The organism is Saccharopolyspora flava (assembly GCF_900116135.1).
Classification (GTDB): Bacteria; Actinomycetota; Actinomycetes; order Mycobacteriales; family Pseudonocardiaceae; genus Saccharopolyspora; species Saccharopolyspora flava.
Genome location: NZ_FOZX01000015.1, coordinates 16510 through 35228, shown reverse-complemented (window position 1 = coordinate 35228; position 18719 = coordinate 16510). Strand labels below are relative to the sequence as shown.

The 18719-nt window shown below is 70.6% G+C and carries 18 protein-coding genes; 13 read left to right on the top strand and 5 right to left on the bottom strand.

Annotated elements, in window-relative coordinates:
- The first annotated feature begins 85 nt into the window (after positions 1-85).
- Genes BM424_RS27365 through BM424_RS27350 form a run of 4 tightly spaced genes read left to right on the top strand, consistent with a single transcriptional unit; the run spans position 86 to position 3210 of the window.
- Positions 86-1087, top strand: coding sequence for a sugar phosphate isomerase/epimerase family protein (locus BM424_RS27365; protein ID WP_093423966.1), 1002 nt, complete (start codon positions 86-88; stop codon positions 1085-1087).
- Between the two features lie 18 nt (positions 1088-1105).
- The gene (locus tag BM424_RS27360; RefSeq protein WP_093423964.1) at positions 1106-1489 is read left to right on the top strand and encodes a C-glycoside deglycosidase beta subunit domain-containing protein; all 384 of its coding nucleotides are present in this window, start codon (positions 1106-1108) and stop codon (positions 1487-1489) included.
- Positions 1486-2898, top strand: a complete 1413-nt coding sequence (locus BM424_RS27355) for a GMC oxidoreductase (RefSeq protein ID WP_093423961.1) — start codon at positions 1486-1488, stop codon at positions 2896-2898. Before BM424_RS27360 ends, BM424_RS27355 begins: the two co-directional genes overlap by 4 nt.
- Before the next feature lie 12 nt (positions 2899-2910).
- Positions 2911-3210 (top strand): hypothetical protein, encoded by a 300-nt coding sequence (locus BM424_RS27350; RefSeq protein ID WP_093423958.1) that lies wholly within the window; start codon positions 2911-2913, stop codon positions 3208-3210.
- Between the two features lie 7 nt (positions 3211-3217).
- Here BM424_RS27350 and BM424_RS27345 read toward each other — a convergent pair whose 3' ends face one another.
- Complete coding sequence (locus BM424_RS27345; RefSeq protein WP_093423956.1) at positions 3218-4408, bottom strand: thiolase family protein; 1191 nt, start codon at positions 4406-4408, stop codon at positions 3218-3220.
- 123 nt (positions 4409-4531) lie between these two features.
- On the opposite strand from BM424_RS27345, the gene BM424_RS27340 reads away from it, so the two are divergent.
- Together BM424_RS27340 and BM424_RS27335 are read left to right on the top strand one after the other, a co-directional pair.
- Complete coding sequence (locus BM424_RS27340) at positions 4532-5293, top strand: 3-hydroxyacyl-CoA dehydrogenase (protein ID WP_093423954.1); 762 nt, start codon at positions 4532-4534, stop codon at positions 5291-5293.
- A 75-nt stretch (positions 5294-5368) separates the two neighbouring features.
- Positions 5369-6004 (top strand): TetR/AcrR family transcriptional regulator, encoded by a 636-nt coding sequence (locus tag BM424_RS27335; RefSeq protein WP_093423951.1) that lies wholly within the window; start codon positions 5369-5371, stop codon positions 6002-6004.
- On the opposite strand, the gene BM424_RS27330 is transcribed toward BM424_RS27335, so the two are convergent.
- Positions 6001-7005: a polyprenyl synthetase family protein gene (locus BM424_RS27330; protein ID WP_093423950.1), complete on the bottom strand. Its 1005-nt coding sequence runs from the start codon at positions 7003-7005 to the stop codon at positions 6001-6003. The genes BM424_RS27335 and BM424_RS27330 overlap by 4 nt on opposite strands.
- An 845-nt stretch (positions 7006-7850) precedes the next feature.
- On the opposite strand from BM424_RS27330, the gene BM424_RS27325 reads away from it, so the two are divergent.
- The 4 genes from BM424_RS27325 (at position 7851) to BM424_RS27310 (ending at position 12585) form a co-directional block, all read left to right on the top strand.
- Positions 7851-10070 (top strand): xanthine dehydrogenase family protein molybdopterin-binding subunit, encoded by a 2220-nt coding sequence (locus BM424_RS27325; protein WP_093423947.1) that lies wholly within the window; start codon positions 7851-7853, stop codon positions 10068-10070.
- A gap of 15 nt (positions 10071-10085) precedes the next feature.
- Positions 10086-10541 (top strand): (2Fe-2S)-binding protein, encoded by a 456-nt coding sequence (locus BM424_RS27320; RefSeq protein ID WP_093423945.1) that lies wholly within the window; start codon positions 10086-10088, stop codon positions 10539-10541.
- Positions 10542-10627: 86 nt separating this feature from the next.
- Positions 10628-11650 (top strand): hypothetical protein, encoded by a 1023-nt coding sequence (locus BM424_RS27315; protein WP_093423942.1) that lies wholly within the window; start codon positions 10628-10630, stop codon positions 11648-11650.
- Positions 11647-12585, top strand: coding sequence for a terpene synthase family protein (locus tag BM424_RS27310; protein WP_093423940.1), 939 nt, complete (start codon positions 11647-11649; stop codon positions 12583-12585). The genes BM424_RS27315 and BM424_RS27310 overlap by 4 nt, the downstream gene beginning before the upstream one ends.
- A 295-nt stretch (positions 12586-12880) precedes the next feature.
- On the opposite strand, the gene BM424_RS27305 is transcribed toward BM424_RS27310, so the two are convergent.
- Positions 12881-13915 carry an alcohol dehydrogenase catalytic domain-containing protein gene (locus BM424_RS27305; RefSeq protein ID WP_093423938.1) on the bottom strand — a complete coding sequence of 345 codons (1035 nt, stop codon included), beginning with the start codon at positions 13913-13915 and terminating at the stop codon, positions 12881-12883.
- Between the two features lie 223 nt (positions 13916-14138).
- Here BM424_RS27305 and BM424_RS27300 point away from each other — a divergent pair, with 223 nt between their 5' ends.
- On the top strand, positions 14139-14939 hold the full coding sequence (locus tag BM424_RS27300) for a siderophore-interacting protein (protein WP_217649859.1): 801 nt from the start codon (positions 14139-14141) through the stop codon (positions 14937-14939).
- Positions 14940-15157: 218 nt separating this feature from the next.
- Here the strand turns inward: BM424_RS27300 and BM424_RS27295 are convergent, their stop codons facing one another.
- Entirely contained in the window at positions 15158-15646 is a 489-nt protein-coding gene (locus BM424_RS27295) for a MarR family winged helix-turn-helix transcriptional regulator (RefSeq protein WP_093423934.1), read from the bottom strand.
- A gap of 129 nt (positions 15647-15775) precedes the next feature.
- On the opposite strand from BM424_RS27295, the gene BM424_RS27290 reads away from it, so the two are divergent.
- Entirely contained in the window at positions 15776-16720 is a 945-nt protein-coding gene (locus tag BM424_RS27290; protein ID WP_093423931.1) for a ring-cleaving dioxygenase, read from the top strand.
- A gap of 155 nt (positions 16721-16875) precedes the next feature.
- Positions 16876-18150, top strand: coding sequence for a NupC/NupG family nucleoside CNT transporter (locus tag BM424_RS27285; RefSeq protein ID WP_217649858.1), 1275 nt, complete (start codon positions 16876-16878; stop codon positions 18148-18150).
- Positions 18151-18205: 55 nt separating this feature from the next.
- On the opposite strand, the gene BM424_RS27280 is transcribed toward BM424_RS27285, so the two are convergent.
- The gene (locus tag BM424_RS27280) at positions 18206-18655 is read right to left on the bottom strand and encodes a MarR family winged helix-turn-helix transcriptional regulator (RefSeq protein ID WP_245776171.1); all 450 of its coding nucleotides are present in this window, start codon (positions 18653-18655) and stop codon (positions 18206-18208) included.
- Between the last annotated feature and the right edge of the window lie 64 nt (positions 18656-18719).

Sequence of the window (18719 nt, the reverse complement as noted above, 5' to 3'; positions counted from 1 at the left end):
AAAATAGAATCAACATGTTGAATTCGATGTGGCGGGGCGGCAGACTGATCCCGGACCTGGCCTCGACGAAGGAGACAAGCGGCCGATGAGCGAGCAGACCCGCGCTTCCGCGATCCGGCGAGGGGTGAGCCTGTACTCCTTCCAGGAGGAGTACTTCCTGCGCACCATGTCCGTCGAGGACTGCGTCGCCGCCTGCGCCCGGATGGGCGCGCTGGGCATCGAGATCATCCCCGAGCAGTCGATCCCCGGATTCCCGGTGCTCACCGAGGAATTCCTCGACTCCTGGCGCGGCTGGATGAACACCTACGGCACTACTCCGGTGGCCACCAACGCCTTCCTCGACACCAAGCTGCACCCCGACCGCTGGCTGACCCTCGACGAGCAGGTCGCCTCCGTGCACCGCGACATCGACATCGCGGTCGCCCTCGGCGCCGGGATCGTCAAGGCGACCATCAACTTCCCGCCCGAGGTGATGGAAGCCGCCGCGCCCCACGCCGAGGAGCGCGGCGTGCGGATCCTGCTGGAGGTGCACGCGCCGTTCCACTACCGCCACCCCTGGGTCGTCGAGCACCTGGAGGTGATGCACCGCGTCGGGGCGCACGTGCTCGGGCTGATGCCCGACATGGGCATCCACGTGCGGCGATTCCCGCGCGTGGTCAGCGAGCGGGCGCTGCGCGACGGCGCGAAACCCGAGCTGGTCGACTACATCGTGCGCACCTACGACGACGGCGGCGACACCCACGCGCTGATGGACGTCGTCAACTACCGGGGCGGCGGGCCCGTCGAGTTCGGCCTGGCACGGCAGGCCACGCACTACATCTGGTCGGAGCCGAAGGACATGCTCGAGCACATGGCCTTCATCGGGCACGTGCAGGCCAAGTTCTACGAGATGCCCGACGAGCACGCCGAGTTCAGCATCCCCTACGACGAGATCGTCCCGGTGCTCGCCGACGGCGGCTTCACCGGTTACCTCTCCAGCGAGTACGAGGGCAACCGGCACATCCAGGACGCCCACCCCGTCGACAGCGTCGAGCAGGTCGCCCGCCAGCAGCGGATGCTCGCCCGCCTGCTCGGCGAAACCGCCTGAGAACGAGGGAGAAGCGCAGTGTTCGACCAGTACATCCTCTGCGAGGACGGTTTCCGGCGCCGCGAGGACGGCCGGCCCGGCGGGCGGCTGGAGGTCCGGATGCCCTACTACCGCGGGCTGTTCCTGTCGATGGTCGAGGCCGTCGACCTGACCTTCGACGGGCGGCCGGTGCCCGCCGAGCGCACCTCGTTCACCGTGCACGGCAACACCTACTCCTTCGCCGAGCTGGGCGGGATCACCGACGACCGGTGGGAGATGGGGGAGCGGGCGGTGCTGGCGTTCGAGACCGAGCAGGCCCCGGAACCCGGCGAGCACGAGGTGGACGTGGCGGTGCGGCTGCGGATCTCCTACATGCCCGTGCCCGGGGGCGGCCGGGACCGCAAGCGCCTCGTGCTGCCGTGACCCGCACCTTCCCCGAGCGGGTCGACGTCGCGATCGTCGGCAGCGGACCGTGCGGCGCCGCGGTCGCGCGGGTGCTGTCCGAACGCCGTCCGGACCTGCGGGTGGCGACCTTCGAGGCCGGTCCGCTGCTGGCCGATCCGCCGGGCGAGCACGTCAAGAACCTCCCCGACACCGCGCGCGAACGAGCCCAGCGGTGGTCCGAAGGAGGTGGCCGCGCCGGTCGCCCGGGAACGCACCTGGTGCCGGGTGCCGAGGCGATGCCCGGCGCGGCGATGTCGACCAACGTCGGCGGCATGGGCGCGCACTGGACGGCCGCCTGCCCGCGTCCCGGCGGCGGCGAGCGCATCCCGTTCCTGCCGGACCTGGACGGCGACCTCGACGAGGCCGAACGGCTGCTCGGCGTCGCCGAGTTCCCCGACGCGCCCTACGCCGCGCAGATCCGAGAACGCCTGGGCGCGGCGTTCGACACCGGCAGATCTGAGGACCGGCGCGTGCGCGCCATGCCGCTGGCCGCGCGCCGGGGCACCGACGGTCGGCTCCGCTGGTCCGGTGCCGACGTCGTCTTCGGCGAGCCGACCAGGCGCAACCCCCGGCACGCCCTGTTCCCGGACGCCCCGGTCACCCGCGTGCTCGTCGACGGCGACCGGGTGCGCGGGCTGCTCGTGCGCGACCTCCGCGACGGCGGCGAGCACCGGATCCGCGCCCGGCGGGTGGTGGTCGCCGCCGACGCGCTGCGCACCCCGCGGCTGCTGTGGGCCTCGGGCGTGCGGCCAGAGGCGCTGGGCCGCCACCTCAACGACCAGCCGCAGGTGATCTTCGCGGTCCGGCTGCGCGACGTCCGCGCGGAGGAGGGAACGCCCGGGCGCAGCGGTGTGTCGTGGGTGCCGTTCACCGACGAGCAGCCGTTCCACGGCCAGGTCATGCAGCTCGACGCCTCACCGGTGCCGCTCGACGACACCCCGGCTCCGGGGTCGGTCGTCGGCCTCGGCTGGTTCTGCGCCAAGGAGATCCGCGCCGACGACCGGGTCACCTTCGGCGAGGAACGCGACGAGCTCGGCATGCCGGCGATGCGGATCCACTACGGGCTCACCGACCGCGACCGTGCCACCATCGAGGCGGCGGGCAAGGCGGTGCGCGCCGCGGCGGAGGCGCTGGGCGAGCCGCTCGACGACGACCCGATCGTCCTCGAACCGGGTTCCTCGCTGCACTACCAGGGCACGGTCCGGATGGGCCGCGCCGACGACGGCACCAGCGTCTGCGACGAGCACGGCGAGGTGTGGGGAGTCGGCGGGCTGCACATCGCGGGCAACGGGGTCATCCCGACCGCCACGGCCTGCAACCCGACACTGACCTCGGTCGCGCTCGCCGCCCGCACCGCCCGGCACCTCGCCGACGACCTCCACCCGTGAAGGAGCAGTGAGATGCGCATCCTCGTCGAAGGAGAGTCGGTCACCGTCGCCGAACCCGACGACCTCGGCCGCCTGCACCTCGAACTCACCGGGACCAGCGCGGAGGCGGCCTCGGCCGCGCTCGCTCGCGCGGGCCTCGGCCGCATCGACGACACCGGGCACGCCCGCATCGACGCCGACGCCCTGCGCTCCCTCGCCGAACCGGTTGGGGCGAGCGAGGACTGGCGGCGGCGCTGGACCGGGATGCTCGACTACGCCCGCAGCAAGGGCTGGCTCGACGACTCCGGCCAGATCCGGGTCCACCTCGCCTGAGTTCGGCTCAGAGGCGTTCGATGAGCGTCGCGTTGGCCATCCCGCCGCCCTCGCACATGGTCTGCAGCCCGAAGCGCCCGCCGGTGGCCTGCAGGTGGTTGACCATCGTGGTCAGGATCCGGGTGCCGGAGGCGCCGAGCGGGTGGCCCAGCGCGATCGCCCCGCCACGCGGGTTGAGCCGCGCCGGGTCGGCGTCGAACTCGCGCTGCCACAGCAGCGGCACCGGCGCGAACGCCTCGTTGACCTCGTAGGCGTCGATGTCGTCGATGGACACCCCGGAGCGCTCCAGCAGCTTGCGGGTGGCCGGGACGACGCCGGTGAGCATGAGCAGCGGGTCGCTGCCGGTGACCGCGAAGCTGTGGAACCGCGCCTTGGGCCGCAACCCGAGCGCGCGGGCCTTGGCCTCGCTCATGATGAGCACCGCCGAGGCGCCGTCGGTCAGCGGCGAGGAGTTGCCGGGGGTGATCCGCCAGTCGATCTCCGGGAACCGCTGGGAGAGCGCGTCGTTGGCGAACGACGGCTTCAACCCGGCCAGTCCCTCGGCGGTGGTGGACACCCGCACCGTCTCGTCGGCGCTCGCGCTGCGCTCGGTGCCGTCCTCGCCGGTGACGGTGATCGGCAGGATCTCGTCGTCGAACGCGCCACCGGAGGCGGCCAGCGCGGCGCGGGCGTGCGAGCGGGCGGAGAACTCGTCGAGCTCGTCGCGGCCGAACTTCCACCGCGCGGCGATGAGCTCCGCCGACACCCCCTGGTTCACCAGCCCGTCCGGGTAGCGCGCGGCCACCGAGGGGCCGGCGGGCTTGGTGCCCATCGGGGTGGTGCCCATCGGCACCCGGCTCATCGACTCCACGCCGCAGGCGATGACGACGTCGTAGGCGCCGGAGAGCACGCCCTGGGCGGCGAAGTGCGCGGCCTGCTGGCTCGACCCGCACTGCCGGTCGATGGTCGTGGCCGGAACCGACTCGGGGAACCCGGCGCCGAGCACGGCGTTGCGGGTGATGTTGAGGGCCTGCTCGCCGGCCTGGCCGACGCAGCCGCCGATGACGTCGTCGATCTCGCCCGGGTCGATGCCGCTGCGCTCGACGAGCCCGCGCAGCGTGCGGGTGAGCAGTTCGGCGGGGTGGATGCCGGAGAGCTGGCCTCCCGGCTTGCCCTTGCCCGACGGGGTCCTGATCGCGTCGACGATGACGGCGTCCATGGCGCTCCTCCTTCGATGGCTACTTAACGATCGCTAGGTACTCTCGGGCTGTCAAGGACTTGGTTGCTTATCGATCGCTCAGTACGCTGCGCGGAAACGCGGTCGAGACGTGAGGAGAGGCAAGTGGACATCAAGGGTGCTGTCGCGCTGGTGACCGGCGGAGCGTCCGGGCTGGGCCTGGCCACGGTCAAGGAGCTGCACGGGCAGGGCGCCAAGGTCGTCATCGTGGACCTGCCGTCCTCGCAGGGCGAGACGGTCGCCAAGGAGCTCGGCGACGGGGTCGTGTTCGCCGCCGCCGACGTGACCGACGAGCAGCAGGTCACCGCCGCGCTCGACGCCGCCGCCGGACTGGGCGAGCTGCGCATCGCCGTCAACTGCGCCGGGATCGGCAACGCCGCCAAGACCGTCGGCAAGAAGGGCGCCTTCCCGCTGGCCGACTTCACCAAGGTCATCAACATCAACCTGATCGGCACCTTCAACGTGCTGCGGCTGGCCGCCGAGCGCATGTCGGCGATCGACCCGGTCGGTGAGGAGCGCGGCGTCATCGTCAACACCGCCTCGGTGGCGGCTTTCGACGGTCAGGTCGGCCAGGCCGCCTACTCGGCGTCCAAGGGCGGCATCGTCGGCATGACGCTGCCGATCGCCCGCGACCTGGCGGGCCTGAAGATCCGGGTGTCGACCATCGCGCCAGGCCTGTTCCACACGCCGCTGTTCGCCGCGCTGCCCGAAGAGGCGATCGACTCGCTGGGCGCGCAGGTGCCGCACCCCTCCCGGCTCGGCGACCCGACCGAGTACGGCTCGCTGGTGCGCCACATCGTGGAGAACCCGATGCTCAACGGCGAGACGATCCGCCTCGACGGCGCGATCCGGATGGCGCCCCGCTGACACCGCCCGAACCGGCCGGCGCGATGCGCCGGCCGGTAAGGTGCCCGTGCAGCGGGGGGAGAAGAGGAGTGCGTCATGGCGCGAGCGAGCGCGGATCCGGGTGTCGAGTCCGAGTGGCGGGAGTTCGGTCCGCTCGAACTGACGCCGATCCTCGACGCGGCGTTGGACGAGTTCCGCGAGAGCGGTTTTCACGGAGCCACGGTGCGCCAGATCGCGCGCCGGGTCGGCATGACCGTGCCCGCGCTGTACTACCACCACGAGAACAAGGAAGGGCTGCTGGTCGCCCTCCTCGAACTCGGCACCGGTGAGGTGGCCTGGCGGGTGCGCACCGCCGCCGACGAGCACCCGGACTCGCCGCGCGAGCAGTTCGTCAGCGTCATCGAGGCGATCGTGCTGCACATGGCCTACCGGTTCCGGCTGGCCGCGCTCGACGGCGAGATGCGCTACCTCTCGCCGGGCAACCGCCGCCGCTACGGCGCCCGCCGCAAGGACGTGGAGAACGTCCTCACCGAGGTCATCGAAAACGGCGTCGAGAAGGGCGTTTTCGCGCTCGCCGACCCGGTGGAGACCTCCCGCGCGCTGCTGGGCATGTGCCAGTCGGTCGGCCGCTGGTACCACCCGGACGGCCCGCTGAGCCCCGAGGAGCTCGCCGAGCGCTACGTCGACATCGCCCTGATGACCGTCGGGGCACACCCGCGCTTGCAGCGCTAGAACTCGCGGTCGACGATCATCGCGGCGAGCTCGTCGAGCCGGTCCGCCGCTCCCGGGCGGAACTCCGCGCGGCGCAGGGCGGTGAGCGACTCCGCCACGAGCCGTTCGGCTTCCGCGCGGCTCCAGTCCCGGCCGCCCGCCTTCTCGACCAGCAGCGCCAGCTGCTCGATCTCGGTGTCGGGCAGCTCGTCCTTGGAGGCGTAGACCGCGGCGAGCTCGCGTCCGGCGTCGGTGCCGGAGTGCAGCGCCGCGACCACCGGCAGGCTCTTCTTGCGGGCGCGCAGGTCGGCGTGCACCGGCTTGCGGGTGACCTCGGGATCGCCCCAGATGCCCAGCAGGTCGTCGACGTGCTGGAAGGCCAGCCCCAGCTTCTCGCCGAAGGACCGCAGGTCCCGGCGCTGCTCGGTGGAGGCACCGCCCAGCAGGGCGCCGAGCTCGCAGGCGCCGCCGATGAGCGCGCCGGTCTTGCCGCAGGCCATCGCCTCCACCGCTGACACCGGGGTCTCGGGGGAGTCCTCGAAGGCCAGGTCGGCGGTTTCGCCCTCGATGAGGGCGGTGGTGGCCTCGTGCAGCACGCGCACGGCTTCGGCGCCGCAGCCCGCGAGCGTCCGGTAGGCCAGGGACAGCAGCGCGTCACCGGCCATGATGGCCGGTCCGGCGCCGAAAGCGGCCCAGGCCGTGGGACGTCCGCGTCGCGCGGCGTCGCGGTCGAGGACGTCGTCGTGCAGCAGCGAGAAGTTGTGCACCAGCTCGACGGCCACCGCCGCCGGTACGGCCACCGATCCGGCGCCGCCGACGGCCTCGGCCGACAGCAGCACCAGCGCGGGACGCACGGCCTTGCCGGAGGAATCGCCGGTGGCGTCGCCGTCGGCGTCCCAGTATCCGAGGTGATACCCGCACACGCGTTGCATCTCGCGCGGGAGTTCGGAAATCGCTCTTCTCATGGAGGGCTCGAACAGGTCGCGCGACCACTGCACCGAATCCATTACCGATGTCGCCATCACAAGATGATCTTCGCAGTGGCGATGCCGGAACGGGAACCGGCCCCCGTCATTCGGCGCGTTTTTACGCCGGACACCGATCGCGGTTGCGACGTTGAGAGCACGCGGGAATTCGGCGGCCCGCGAAGCAAGCGCGCGCTTACATTCTCCGGGTCGCGCTGTGCTGCATTCTGAATTTTCATGAACGAGCACTGTTCGATACTGCCCGGTTTCGGAATAGATCCGTGCCGAAATTGATCGATCGATAGGTGCGGGATCTGAAGATGCAGGTAGTGACGTTGAAAGTGGCATATACCAATCGGTTCCACTTCGAACTAACAGCGTCGGTTCATCACGGAACGGACTCGTTCGAATCTCCGTGAAGACGCAATGTCGACCCGCGCGGAGAAAGTGCCGACGCGTTCTGGCTGTGATTTTGCAGACCCATTCGTTCCGCATTATTTCCGAACAGCGCGTTTGCGATTCGCCGCCGCGCCGGTGGTAAGGATCTGCCACTGATCGGACTAATCGGTTCCCGGCGGCCGGGCGATTCATGGCGCTGAATTCACCCCGGTATGGTCCGCGCAGCAACAGGCCGGGTGGATGTCGTGAAAACTCCCTCGCGCCTGGGACGTTCAGGTTTCACGGAAAGAAGTCGGCACAGGGCCTCACCTTCACGGCGAAAGAACTCCTCCACGCGGAGCGCATCCGCGAATGTCCGTGGTACGCGCGTGCTTTCACGCGAATCCCGGATGTTCGCGCGGTCCGTCGCGCTCCGAGAACGACGGACCGCGGTCACCTGGACCGATGCTGCCCGCGCACAGGGGTTCTCGCCGCGGTGAGCCGTGCCCGAGAGGAGTTCTGGGATGGAAAGCCCTGCCCGCGCGGCGGACAACGAGGAGAGGCCGGGCCTGCGCCGCCGGCGCTTCCTCACCTACCTGGCGGCGGCCCCGACGCTGACGGTCGTCGGCAAGATGCTGGCCGAGGGCGAGGCCGCCGCGGCCACCGCCGTGCCCGGCCAGCTGCCGGTCCCGCCGATCGCGGACATCTTCGACATGGGTGACGCGATCAACCTGCTGGCCACCCCCACCTTCGGCGAACTGCGCCTGGGCATCAGCGAGAACAACAAGGTCTGGTTCGAGCTGCCCAAGACCGAGGTGGGTCAGGGCATCAACACCACGGTCGCGATGATCCTGGCCGAGGAGTTCGACGCCAAGCCCACCGACATCGCCATCACCCTCGCCGACGCGCGGCCCGAGCTGTCGTACTCGCAGGTGACGGCGTTCTCGACCTCCGTGCGCGTGCTGCGCAAGCCGCTGGCCTCGATGGCCGCGGCGGGCCGCGCGCGGCTGGTCACCGCCGCGTCCAAGCGGTGGAACATCCCGGCGAACCGGCTGTCCACCAAGGACACCTGCGTCTACGCCCCGGACGGGCGCAAGCTCACCTTCGGCGAGCTGTCCAAGGACGCCGCCAAGGTCGCGATCCCGGCCGTGCCGGCGACCCCGAAGCCGCCGGAGCGCTACCACGTCGTCGGCAAACCGCTGAACCGCCTGGACGCGCGCGACATCGTCACCGGCAAGGCGTCCTACATCTCCGACACCAAGATCCCCGGCTCGGTGGTGGCGGTCGTCGTCCGGCCGCCGACCATCGGCGGCACCGTCGCCTCCTACGACGACTCCGCGGCCCGGAAGATGCCCGGCGTCGCCGCGGTCACCCAGATCCCCACCGGGATCGCGGTGTGCGCGGAGAACACCTGGCAGGCGATGGAAGCCGCCAAGAAGGTCGAGGTCACCTGGAACAGCGGCCCGGCGGCCACCCGCTCCGGCGCTGACGTCGCCGAGGTCCTCAAGGAGAAGGCAGGCAGCCTCGGCGACGTCGTCAGCCCGGACGGCGGCGAGTTCGACGAGCGCTTCGACTTCGCCTTCACCAGCCACGCCCCGATGGAGACCGGGTTCGCCGTCGCCGACGTGGGCGACGGCAAGGCCGAGGTGTGGTGCGCCTCCCACGTGCCGATCGAGGTGCAGAAGGCCGTCGCCGAGGAGCTCGGCCTCACCACCACCGACGTCACGGTGCACGTCAAGCGCGCGGGCGGGTCGTTCGGCCGCAACTGCCACATGGACGCCCCCATCGAGGCCGCGCAGGTGTCGAAGGCGACCGGCAAGGTCGTCAAGCTGTTCTGGACCCGCAACGACGACACGCGCCACGGCCGGATGCGCGCCGCCACCCACCAGCGGGTGCAGGCCTCGGTGCGGGCGGGCAAGGTCCGCTCGTTCCACCACCGCGTCTCCGGCGCCTGGACCGACCTCACCCACGGCCTCGGCGACATCGTGTTCACCGCGCTGATGGAGCTCGGCAAGCCCGCCAAGGAAGCCGTGGCCGACGTCGTCATCGGCGTCACGCAGACGGTTCCCTACGAGTTCGGCCTCGCCACGGTCTCGGGCACCGAGACCGATGTGGACCTGCCCAACACCGGCGTGATGCGCGGCGTGCACTCGGTGGCCTACCGGGTCGCCGAGGAGCTCACCGTCGACCGGATCGCCGAGCACCTGGGCCAGGACCCGGTGGACTTCCGGCTGGCGACGCTCAAGGACGACCGCACCAAGGCGGTGCTGCGCAAGGTGGTCGCCGAGGGCAAGTGGGGGCGGCCGATGCCCAAGGGGCACGCCCAGGGCATCGGCATCCACCAGGAGTACAAGTCGATGACCGCGACGCTGGTGGAGATCGACGCGAGCGACCCGAAGAACCCGCGCGTCACCAAGGCGCTGGTGGCCATCGACCCGGGGCGGGCGATCAACCCGCGCGGCGTCGAGGCCCAGATGCAGGGCGGGCTCATGGACGGCATCAACACCGTCCTCTACGCCGGTCTGCACATCGACGACGGCGCGGTGCGCGAGGGCAGCTTCGCCGACTTCCGCGTCGCCCGCCAGGCCCAGGCGCCGCGCGAGACGAAGGTCTTCATCATGCCGCCGACCGGCGAACCCGGTGGTGTCGGCGAGATCTCCGTGCCCGCCTCGGCCGCCGCGGTCGCCAACGCCTACGCGCGCGTTACCGGCACCGTCCCGCGCCAGTTCCCGATCATCCACTAAGAGGGGAGTACCCGCGTGCCCAAGTATTCGATCACCGTCAACGGTAAGGACGTCGAGGTCGACGTCCCGGCGGAGATGCCCCTGCTGTGGGTGCTGCGCGACGAGCTGCGCATCACCGGCCCCAAGTACGGCTGCGGCGTCGGCGTCTGCAGGGCCTGCACCTGCTTGATGGACGACGAGGAGATCCAGCCCTGCATGGTCAAGGCCGCCGACGCCGACGGCGCCGAGGTCACCACGATCGAGGGCCTGGCCGAGGACGGCGAGCTGCACCCGGTCCAGCAGGCCTGGGTCGACCGGGACGTCCCGCAGTGCGGCTTCTGCCAGCCCGGCCAGATCATGACCGCCGTCGCCCTCATCGAGGAGAAGGGCGACGACGTCTCCGACGCCGACATCGACCGGATCGAGAACGTCTGCCGCTGCGGCACCTACGGACGCATCCGCGAGGCCATCAAGCGCGCCGCGCAGGCCTGATCACTCCCAGCACGGCGAAAGCCCGCGCGATCAGCGGGCTTTCGCCGGTTCCCCCGTCTCCACGACCCTTCAGGAGCATTCCAGTCGTGACACTGTTCCAGCAGACCGCTGACCGCGCTCTGGACCACGTCCGCAAGCAGATCGGGCCGGACGGCGCGCCGTCGGTCGAGATGTCGTTCGACCCCGCCTTCGGCGAGAGCTTCACCGGCCGCGAGGCGCGCGAGAAGCTGACCGCGATCCTGGGCGAGGACCCGGGTTTCAGCCTCGCCGACGAGGCGTTCTCGGCGATGGTGTCGTTGATGCTGCTCGCCTCCACCGACGCGCGTCCGGACCGGGAGCTGATCGCGCCGCTGTTCGAGCAGGTGGAGCGCTGCCGCTGGAAGCGGCGCTACCGATTCCTGCCGGACAGCGGGCTGCCTGCCGACACCGACTGCACGGCGATGGCCACCGGCGCGCTGCACGAGCTCGGGATGCTGCGGGTCCCGGACCTGCAGGCGACCGTGCACGAGCTGACCGCCGCGGCCTCGCACGAGCCGGGCGAGTCCGAGGACCTGTGGCCGTGGGTCCACCTGGTGTACTGGGAGGACGGCGAGGAACCGGGCACGCTCAGCCGCGGCCGCAAGCACGACGCGGTGGTGTCGGCCAACGCCCTCTACACCCTGCACCTGGCCGGAACCCCGGACCGGATGGAGGAGCGCGCGGTCGGCGACGCCACCACCCGCTACCTCGTCGCCCACCTCGAATCCGGCCGCTGGCTGGAGGGAACCCGCTACTACCCGTCGCCGAAGGCGTTCCTGCACGCCCTCTCGCGCGTCTGCGCCCGCCACCCCGAGCAGACCACCGCGCTGCTCGACCCCGCCCGCCGCGCGCTGGCCGAGCTCGACGAGCCGGAGAGCGCCCTGGAGATCGCGCTGCACGTGCTGGCCGCCGACAACCTCGGCGTCACCGACGGGCAGGACGCGCGCCGCACCCGGCTGGTGGAGTCGCAGGACTCCGACGGGTCGTGGCCGGCGGCCGCCTACTACCGGATGGGCCGCTTCGCCGTCCACTTCGGATCGCGCTACCTGACCACGGTCTTCGCGATGCGCGCGCTGTGGGAGGTGCGATGAACCGCGATCTGGGACTCCTCGACCTCGGCCGGGTGCACCCGGCCGCCGACGACATCGGCGCCCGGTTGTGCCAGTGGGCCGCCCGCGTCGGCCTGATCACCACCGCCGCCGACGAGCAGCGGCTGCGCGGCGCCGGGTTCCACGAGGTCAGCGCGCTGGTGATGCCGGACGACTCGGCCGACACGGTCGAGCTCTACGCCCGGTGGATCACCGTGCTGTTCCACCTCGACGACGAGCAGGACGACGACGCCGAGCGCACCCCGGAGCAGGTCCACGAGCTCTACGCGGCGATCACGGCGATCATGCAGGGCCGGCCGGTGCTGGTGGCCTCCCCGCTGGTGTCGGCGCTGACGGACCTGTGGCCGCGCACGATGGCGGGCATGACGGCCCGGTGGCGGGAGCGCGTCATCGCCCACCTGCACCGGCACCGGGACGCGTCGCTGGCCCAGATCGCCCACCGGGAGGCCGGGACGCTGCCGACGCCGGAGGAGTATCCGGTGCTGCGCCGCGAGGCCAACGGCATGTTCATGTTCGACATCATCGAATCCGCGTGCGGCACGGAGGTTCCCGACGAGCTGGCCCGCTCGGAGGCGTGGAAGGAGCTCTGCGAGTCCTCCAACGACCTCACGGCCTGGTGCAACGACATCCGCTCGCTGGCCAAGGAAGCCGCCAACGACGAACCCACCAACTTCGTCACGGTCCTCCGCCACGCCCGCGGCTGCTCCGAGCAGGACGCCGTCGCCGAGGTCGAGAACCGGATCCGGCAGCGCCAGAAGGAACTGGTCGAGGCCACCAGGCGGGTCCGCGTCCAGATCACCGACCAGCCCCGCCTCCTGCAACCCAGGCTGGGCCACCTCACGACGGTGATCAGCCACATCCCGGGCGGCCACGCCGCCTGGCTCGACACCTCCGCCCGCTACCGCGAAGCCGGGTGAGAGGAACCCTCGTGCGGCCTCCTCGGCGCAGGGGAGGCCGCACGAGGACCCCTCCGGCCCGACCTCGTGGTCCACCAGGGCCCACCCCTCACCAGGGGACAGTTTTAGCCATAACTACCCAGGCCCAATGCCCGAAATGTCCGGACAGTTCTCACTAAAACTGCCCCCTACCCACCACCCACCCCACCCGAGACACCAAAAACCCCGGTTTTCACCGCGTCAAAAACCCCGGTTTTCACGCGACGAAAACCGGGGTTTTCGACGGGAGGTCCGCGGAGGTCTCCCGCGTGAGGAGTTACGGGTTGACGAGGACTTTGAGGGAGCGGCGTTCGTCCATGGCTCGGTAGCCGTCGGGGACGCCTTCGATGTCGACCGTGGTGTCGAAGACGCGGCCGGGTTCGACTCGGCCCTCCAGGACCGCGGGCAGGAGGCGTTCGATGTAGGCGCGGGCGGGGGCGACTCCGCCGGTGAGGGTCACGTTCTTCATGAACGGGTCGCGGCCGATGTTGGCCTCGGTGTACTGCGGCACGCCGACGCGGCTGATCGAGCCGCCGGGCCGGACCACGCCCAGGGCGGTGTCGTAGGCGTTGAGGTAGCCGACGGCCTCCAGCACGGCGTGCGTGCCGTCGCCGCCGGTGAGGTCCAGGACGTGGGCGATGCCGTCCTCGCCGCGCTCGGGCACCACGTCGGTGGCGCCGAACTCGACGCCGAGATCGGTGCGGTCCTTGTGGCGGCCCATGAGGATGATCCGCTCGGCGCCCAGCAGCCGGGCCGACAGCACCGCGCACAGCCCGACCGCGCCGTCGCCGATGACGGTGACCGTCTTGCCGTCGCCGACCCCGGCGGTGGTCGCGCAGTGGTAGCCGGTGGGGAAGACGTCCGAGAGCGTGAGCAGCGACGGCAGCAGCGGCGAGTCCTCGCCGACCTGCGCCTTGACCAGCGTGCCCTGCGCTTGCGGCACCCGGACCGCCTCGGCCTGGCCGCCGCCGACGCCGGGCGAGCCCCAGCCACCGCCGTTGCGGCAGGAGGTCTGCAGTCCCTCGCGGCAGAAGTCGCAGGTGTTGTCGGCCCACACGAACGGCGCGATCACCACGTCGCCCTTGTTCAGGCCGCTCACCTCGGAGCCGAGTTCCTCGACCACGCCGAGGAACTCGTGGCCCATCGGCGAGCCCTGCTCGGAGGCCGGTTTGTTGTGGTACGGGTGCAGGTCGCTGCCGCACACGCAGGCCCGCAGCACCCGCACCAGCGCGTCGGTGGGCTGCTGCAGCACCGGGTCGGGCACGTCCTCCACACGCACGTCCCCGGCTCCGTACATCAGTGTCGCGCGCATCCCTGAGGTCCTTCCCGCGTCGCATCGGTCGGGTTCCAGAGAACGGTAAGTCGGCCTCACCAGGGAGTGCCTGATCATCCGGGTACCCCAAGACCCCCTCACCCGAACCGGTGAGCTGAGGGTTCGCCGGTCGAGGGCGTGTGACCGGCATGTCCGATTGGCGGTGGGGTGGCTTGCGGGGATAAGTTAGGCTGACCTAAGTATTTTGTGAATGAGGAGTTCGATGGCGACTTACCTGACCGTGACCGGTGCGGAGATGGTGACTCCGCGAGTGCGGCGGCTGTGGTTCCGCAGCGACGACCTCTCGGCGTTCGCCGAGAGTGTGCACACTGACCGCTACGTCAAGCTGGTGTTCCTCAAGGAAGGCGTGACCTACCCGGAGCCGCTGGACATCAAGGCGATGCGCGGCACCTTCCCGGCCGAGGACATGCCCACGGTCCGCACGTTCACCGCGCTGTTCCCCGACGTCGAGGCCGGGACGATGGCCATCGACTTCGTGATGCACGGCGACCTGGGTGTGGCCGGTCCGTGGGCGGCGAAGGCCGAGCCGGGCGACCGGCTGATCCTCAACGGGCCCGGCGGCGCCTACAGCCCGGACCCGGAGGCCGACTGGCACCTGCTGGCCGGGGACGAATCGGCGCTGCCGGCGATCTCCGCGGCGCTGCGCGCCATGCCCGCCGACGCGGTGGTGCGGGTGGTGATGCTCGTCGAGTCCCCGAGCGAGGCTCCCGAACTGCCGCTGCCGGCCGCGGGCGAGGCCACCTTCATCTACCGCTGCGACGTCGGCGAGGAGGGCGCGCTGGAGAAGGCCGTCCGCGAGCTGGAGTGGCTGCCGGGCCGGGTGCACGCCTTCGTGCACGGCGAGGCCCAGGAGGTCATGCGCCGCATCCGCCCGTACCTGTTCCGCGAACGCGGCGTGGCCCGAGAGAACGCCTCGATCTCCGGCTACTGGCGCCACGGCCGCACCGAGGAGTCCTTCCGCGAGTGGAAGGCCGAGTTCGCCAAGGCAGAAGCCCAGAGCTGAAGCGAAACCCCAAAGCCCGTCAGGCAACCGGCGAAGCCGGTTTCTCTCTCACCACCTGAGCAACCGGCACCGCCGCGGGTTCTGAGCGCCTTCGTGGCGAGTACGCCGTGACGCCGCGTATTCGAATACTCAAGGAGCGGCGCACGGAGACCACGAAGGCGCTCAGGTTCCGCTACTGGCATCGTCAAGCACGGCGACCACCGAAAACCGAGAAGAGATCAAGCGGCGTTGGCTGTGCGTAGGGTGCGCATTGCTTCGGCGAGGCTGAGGGACTGCTGTTCGCCGAGCGGGGCGAGGATGCGGTTGCGCAGGATCTCGGCGCAGACCTTGCGGGCCTCCTCGGCGACCTCCAGGCCGTGGTCGGTGAGGACGGCGTAGACGACGCGCCGGTCCTCGGCGGAGGGCTCGCGCCGGATGAGGTCGGCCTTGGCCAGCCGGTCGGCGACCTTGGTGAACCCGCCGCTGCTCAGCGCCGCCTCCATGGCCAGCTTGGTCATCGGCAGGCGGTAGTCGGGGGAGCGCAGCAGGCGGATGAGGATGTCGAAGGAGCCGGGCGCGAGGTCGACGCGCTCGCTGATCTCGTTCATCAGTCGTCCGTGCGTGGCGTGGTAGCCCTCGATCACCAGACCCCACCAGGTGACGGTCTCGTCATCGCTGGGCAGGTCGACCTCGGCGGCCACGTCGTGGATCCCCTTCTTCGCGCTCATCGGAACTCTCCCGTCTCCGCCACCGCTGTGGTGGCTCCACGTACAATCTTACACGCAATCATCTTGAGCGAAAGATATATGCCTGTTAGCGTTTTCTCCGAACGCAGTCGGAGGCAGTAGGAGGGCGAGATGGGGATCAAGACCAGCGGGCTGCACCACGTCACAGCGATCGGTGAGAACCCCCAGCGCAACGCGGACTTCTACCTGCGCACCCTGGGGCTGCGGCTGGTCAAGACGACCGTCAACTTCGACTCGCCGGGCGTCTACCACCTCTACTACGGCGACACCTCCGGGCAGCCGGGGTCGCTCATGACCTTCTTCCCGTGGCAGTCGATCGAGGACGGCCGGATCGGCTCCGGGCAGGCCACCACGACCGCGTTCTCCGTGCCGGCCGAGTCCATCGGCTGGTGGAAGCAGCACCTCGCCGACGCCGGTGTGGAGACCACCCGGGTCACCAACCGCGACGAGGAGGACGTCCTCGGCTTCCGCGACCCCGACGGCCTGGAGATCTCCCTGGTCGCCCACCCGCAGGGCGACCCGCGCGACCCGTGGGACACCCCGTCGGTGCCGGCCGAGCACGCCATCCGCGGCCTGCACTCGGTGACCATGACCGTCGCGAGCGAGGCCGAGACCTCCGACCTGCTCGTCGACGGCCTGGGCCTGGAGTTCCGGCACCAGGACGGCGACCGGCTGCGCTTCGCCGCGGGCGAGGGCGGTCCCGGTGCGCTGGTGGACGTGCGCGTGGATCCGAAGGCCCCGGAAGGCTACGTCGCGGGCGGCACGGTGCACCACGTCGCCTGGCGCGCGCCCGACGACGAGACCCAGCTGCAGTGGCGCGACGAGCTCGTGGCGCGCGGCCTGGAGGTCACCGAGATCCGCGACCGCCAGTACTTCAAGTCGATCTACTTCCGCGAGCCCGGCGGCGTGCTGCTCGAAATCGCCACCGACTCGCCCGGATTCGACATCGACGAGCCGCTGCTGGAGCTCGGCCGCGAGCTGAAGCTGCCGCCGTGGCTGGAGCCCACCCGCGAGGACATCGCCAACTCCCTGCCGCCGCTGGACGTCCCCGCCTGAGCGGTGCACTGTGGAGTGATCCCGCGGCGCTGACCTGCCGTTGTCGGAGTCACAAACTCGCCACCGGTGTGCGTGAGCCGGGCCTGGCGTGCGAGCATCCCTCGAACTCATCATCGCGTCGCGGCAGCGGCGGTTCGAGGAAAGGCTGATTCCAAGTGCAGGTCTTGTGGGGTATCGGCGGCATGGTCGTCGTCCTGCTGCTGGCGTTCGCGATGTCGACCAACAGACGCGCGATCAACCTCCGCACGGTGCTCGGTGCGCTGGCGATCCAGATCATCTTCGCGGTCGTGGTGCTGCGCTGGCCGCTCGGTCAGCAGGCGCTGGGCGCGGTGGCGGCCGGGGTCACGAAGGTCATCGAGTCCTCCAAGGAGGGCATCGACTTCCTGGTCGGCCCGATCATGCCCAGCGAGGGCACGGTCGTGGCCTTCCAGGTGCTGCCGATCATCATCTTCGTGTCCTCGTTGACCGCGGTGCTCTACCACCTGCACATCCTGCAGTGGGTCGTGCGGATCATCGGTGGTGGACTGCGGAAGGCCCTGGGCACCACGCGGGCGGAGTCGCTCAACGCCACCGGCAACATCTTCCTCGGCCAGACCGAGGCGCCGCTGCTGGTGCGGCCCTACCTGGCGAGCATGAGCCGCTCGGAGTTCTTCGCCGTCATGGTCGGCGGGCTGGCCACCGTGGCCGGAACTGTCATGGTCGGCTACGCGATGCTGGGCGCCAAGCTGGAGAACCTCATCGCCGCGAGCTTCATGGCCGCCCCGGCGGGTCTGCTCATGGCCAAGATGATCATGCCCGCGAGCAAGGACGAGCCCTCCTCCGACGACGCCGCGGTGTCCGAGGACGACGAGGCCGCCGAGGCGGAGGAGTCCAAGCAGGTCGCCTTCGGCACCGCCGCGCCCGCGCTGGAGGAGAAGCCGCGCAACGTCATCGACGCGGCGGCCACCGGCGCCTCCGACGGTCTCAAGCTCATGCTCAACGTCGGCGCGATGCTGTTCGCCTTCGTCTCGCTGATCGCGCTGCTCAACCTCATCGTCGGCGGCATCGGCGGGCTGTTCGGCCTGCCGGACCTGACCATGCAGCAGATCCTCGGCTACGTGTTCTCGCCGCTGATGTGGGTGATCGGCGTGCCGTGGCACGAGGCGGTGGCCGCGGGCGGGTTCGTCGGCGAGAAGCTGGTGATCAACGAGTTCGTGGCGTTCTCCGACTTCGGCCCGCAGGTCGGGCAGTTCAGCGAGAAGACCGCCACCATCGTCACCTTCGCGCTGACCGGTTTCGCCAACCTCGGTTCGCTGGCGATTCTGCTGGGCGGCCTGGGCGGCCTGGTTCCCGCCAAGCGCGGCTGGATCGCCCGGGACGGCATCCGCGCCGTGCTGGCGGCGACCCTGGCCAACCTGCTCAGCGCCACCATCGCGGGCATCCTCGTCTGACGCCCTGCCGAGAACGGCCCGTCGCGGAAATGTCCGCGGCGGGCCGTTTTTCGCGTCAGCGGGTGTCCACCGCGGAGGTGAGCGCGCGCAGCGCCGGCAGGGCCGCGCGCAGCCGGTCGCGTTCGGCCTCGGGCAGCTGGGCGAGGCTGCTGCGCAGGGCGGTGGCGCTCGCGCGGTCGTAGCGGTCGAGCAGGTCCAGCGCGGTGCTCGTCGCGCTGAGCCGCGCGGTGCGGGCGTCCTCGGGATCGGTGTCGCGGGCCACCAGCCCGGCCGCGCGCATCGACTTGACCAGGTTGCTGATCGTCGACGGCGCGACCTGCAGGGCGGTGGCCGCCTCGCGTGGGCTCAGCGGGCCTTCGGCGACCAGCAGCCGCAGCAGCTCGATCTGGGCCTCGGGCAGGTCGGGCAGGTCGGCGGCCTGCCGGGAGGCGCGGAGCACGGCGCGGCGCAGCGGTCCGAGCAGGCGGCTGAACTCGAGCGCGGCGGTATCCAGGTCGCTGGTCACCCGCTCATTGTGCCCGACCGCACATTCGTTTTGCAGCAAAACAGTTTTGTAGCAAAATTGAATG

Excerpts from the sequence above, each read along its gene's own strand:
- BM424_RS27365 (WP_093423966.1), top strand. The coding sequence starts at position 86 with ATGAGCGAGCAGACCCGCGCTTCCGCGATCCGGCGAGGGGTGAGCCTG.
- BM424_RS27350 (WP_093423958.1), top strand. The coding sequence starts at position 2,911 with ATGCGCATCCTCGTCGAAGGAGAGTCGGTCACCGTCGCCGAACCCGAC.
- BM424_RS27345 (WP_093423956.1), bottom strand. The coding sequence starts at position 4,408 with ATGGACGCCGTCATCGTCGACGCGATCAGGACCCCGTCGGGCAAGGGC.
- BM424_RS27335 (WP_093423951.1), top strand. The coding sequence starts at position 5,369 with ATGGCGCGAGCGAGCGCGGATCCGGGTGTCGAGTCCGAGTGGCGGGAG.
- BM424_RS27330 (WP_093423950.1), bottom strand. The coding sequence starts at position 7,005 with ATGGCGACATCGGTAATGGATTCGGTGCAGTGGTCGCGCGACCTGTTC.
- BM424_RS27325 (WP_093423947.1), top strand. The coding sequence starts at position 7,851 with ATGGAAAGCCCTGCCCGCGCGGCGGACAACGAGGAGAGGCCGGGCCTG.
- BM424_RS27310 (WP_093423940.1), top strand. The coding sequence starts at position 11,647 with ATGAACCGCGATCTGGGACTCCTCGACCTCGGCCGGGTGCACCCGGCC.
- BM424_RS27305 (WP_093423938.1), bottom strand. The coding sequence starts at position 13,915 with ATGCGCGCGACACTGATGTACGGAGCCGGGGACGTGCGTGTGGAGGAC.
- BM424_RS27300 (WP_217649859.1), top strand. The coding sequence starts at position 14,139 with ATGGCGACTTACCTGACCGTGACCGGTGCGGAGATGGTGACTCCGCGA.
- BM424_RS27295 (WP_093423934.1), bottom strand. The coding sequence starts at position 15,646 with ATGAGCGCGAAGAAGGGGATCCACGACGTGGCCGCCGAGGTCGACCTG.
- BM424_RS27290 (WP_093423931.1), top strand. The coding sequence starts at position 15,776 with ATGGGGATCAAGACCAGCGGGCTGCACCACGTCACAGCGATCGGTGAG.